Consider the following 2,446-nt stretch of genomic DNA (forward strand, 5'->3'; position numbering starts at 1 on the left):
CTCGCAGGGGGTCGCGGGGGCCCGGATTTGTTAATCCCCGCCCCCCCCCTGCGCGGGGCGGGGGGGGTGCGGCCGCCCGCGGCGCCCGCCGCGGCCCCCCTTTCCCGTGCTTCCCGTACGCGCAGCCGCGCCCGCTCGCAGGTACCCGCGCCCGCTCGTGCCTACCCGCGCGCCCTCAGCCGCGTACGGCCGCCAGCGCCTCGTCGTACAGGACCGGCAGGTCGGCGCTGCCGCCGCTGCGGACCCAGGCCTCGGTGGCGGCGTCCACGCAGGCGAAGACGGTCGCGACGACCGCCGCGGCGCGGACCTCGGGGATCGGGCCCTCCCCCGCGCCCATGCGGGCGGCGACGGCGGGCAGGACCATCTCCTGCCAGCGCAGCCGCTTCTGGGTGTAGCGGGAGCGGAGCGACGGGGTGTCGAAGATCATCGTCGTGATCTCCAGCAGCTGCCCGGGCTCTCCGTGCGCGTCCATGAGGACGACGAAGCCCGCGCGCAGGGCCTCCCACGCCGTGGCGGCCGCGGGCTGGGCCTCCACCGTCGCGCGCAGCAGCTCCCCGAGCTCCTCCTGCTCGCCGCAGACGATGTCCTCCTTGGTACCGAAGTACCGGAACAGCGACCGCTGGGAGATGCCGGCTTCCTTGGCGATCTGCGCGATCGTCGTCGCCTCGTAGCCCTGCTCGGCGAAGAGCCGCATGGCCGTGTCGTAGATGCTCGCGACCACCGCCTGGCGGGAGCGGTCCCAGAGGGTCTGCTGCGTTGCGGTGGTCCCCATCCGGCCAGCATATAGGCGGTCCGCCAATCTGCACCTCACTGTCCGGTTGGCAGTTACTGCCAGGCAGGCATACAGTGATGGACTACGCCGTCATCCACACCCAGGAGGCCACCGTGAACGCGGTCGACTACCGAGGCAGGACCACCCTGATCACCGGCGCGAGCTCCGGCCTGGGCGCCGAGTTCGCGCGCCAGCTCGCCGCGCGGGGCTCCGACCTCGTGCTCGTCGCCCGCCGCGAGGACCGGCTGAAGGCACTCGCCGGTCAGCTGTCCGAGGCGCACGGCGTCGTGGTGGAGACGATCGCCATGGACCTGTCCGCCGAGGGCTGCGGCGAACTGCTGGCCGCCGAGACGGAGCGGCGCGGCATCACGGTCTCCAGCGTGATCAACAACGCCGGCTTCGGCACGTACGGCCGCTTCCACGAGGAGGACCCGCGGCGGCTCCGCCAGGAGACGGCCCTCAACATGACGGCCGTCGTCGACATCAGCCGGGCCTTCATCGGCGCACTGCGCAGCCGGGGCGAGGGCGTCCTGGTCAACGTCGCCAGCGCCGCCGCCTACCAGCCCGTGCCGAACATGGCCGTCTACGGCGCCACCAAGGCCTTCGTGCTCAGCTTCACCGAGGCCCTCTGGCAGGAGTCCAAGGGCACCGGGCTGCGCGTGCTCGCGCTGTCGCCGGGCGCGACGAGGACGGAGTTCTTCGACGTGGTCGGTTCGCAGGACGCCGCCGCGGGCACCCGCATGCAGACCTCCGAGGCGGTCGTGCGCACCGCGCTGCGGGCCCTGGACCGCAAGAACCCGCCGCCGAGCGTGGTCTCCGGTGCGCTGAACCGGATCATGACCCTGAGCGGCCGGTTCGCGAGCCGCCGCATGGTCGTGGGGATCGTCGGCCGGATGTCCTCGCCCCGCAGTGCCGCCCCGGCCGGCGCGTAGCGGGATCCGGAGCCGGAAAACCGGATGGGCGCGGCGGCTCCGGGCTGACATGATCCCGTCCATGCCCGCCCGCGCCGCACGCCCCGGCCTCTACATCTCCGTCGACATCGAGGCCGACGGCCCGATCCCCGGGCCCTACTCGATGCTCAGCCTGGGGGCCGCCGTCGCGGGGCGCCAGGACGGGGCTTCGTATACGGCCGCGGACCCGGAGCGGCACACCTTCTACCGTGAACTGCGCCCGGTCGGCGACCGGTTCGTCCCCGAGGCGCTCGCCGTCAGCGGGCTCGACCGGGACCGGCTGCTCCGGGAGGGCGCCGACCCCCTCGCGGCCATGGACGCCTTCCGGGCGTGGGTGCGCACCGTGGCCGCGGAGGCCGGCGCGCAGCCCGTCATGTGCGGCTACCCGGCCTCCTTCGACTGGACCTTCCTGTACTGGTACCTGATGGCCTTCGGCGACGACAGCCCCTTCGGGCACTCCGGGTGCCTCGACATGAAGACCCTGTACGCGACGAAGGCGGGGGTCCCGCTGCGCGCCGCGGTCAAGGGCCGGATGCCGCGCGAACTCCTCTCCGCCCGCCCGCACACCCACCACGCACTGGACGACGCCGTCGAGCAGGCGGAACTGATGAGCAATCTGATGCTCTGGACGCCCCCGTCCGCCGCGGACCCCGCACGCAAGGGGTCCGGCCCTTCCCGCCCCACCGGCTGAGTCGCCCCGGCGGGGGGGGGCGGTCTCGGAACG

At 73.6% G+C, this 2,446-nt stretch carries 3 protein-coding genes; 2 read left to right on the forward strand and 1 reads right to left on the reverse strand.

The window, feature by feature from the left end:
* Positions 1-175 precede the first annotated feature (175 nt).
* The gene (locus ACFXA3_RS40995) at positions 176-772 is read right to left on the reverse strand and encodes a TetR/AcrR family transcriptional regulator (RefSeq protein WP_385196324.1); all 597 of its coding nucleotides are present in this window, start codon (positions 770-772) and stop codon (positions 176-178) included.
* A gap of 77 nt (positions 773-849) precedes the next feature.
* Between ACFXA3_RS40995 and ACFXA3_RS41000 the strand changes: the two genes are divergently transcribed.
* Both ACFXA3_RS41000 and ACFXA3_RS41005 read left to right on the forward strand, forming a co-directional pair.
* Entirely contained in the window at positions 850-1,704 is an 855-nt protein-coding gene (locus ACFXA3_RS41000) for an SDR family NAD(P)-dependent oxidoreductase (RefSeq protein ID WP_385196326.1), read from the forward strand.
* A 61-nt stretch (positions 1,705-1,765) separates the two neighbouring features.
* The gene (locus ACFXA3_RS41005; RefSeq protein ID WP_385196329.1) at positions 1,766-2,413 is read left to right on the forward strand and encodes a 3'-5' exoribonuclease domain-containing protein; all 648 of its coding nucleotides are present in this window, start codon (positions 1,766-1,768) and stop codon (positions 2,411-2,413) included.
* The last annotated feature ends 33 nt before the right edge of the window (positions 2,414-2,446 follow it).

This window comes from Streptomyces sp. NPDC059456 (genome assembly GCF_042750055.1).
Taxonomy (GTDB): domain Bacteria; phylum Actinomycetota; class Actinomycetes; order Streptomycetales; family Streptomycetaceae; genus Streptomyces.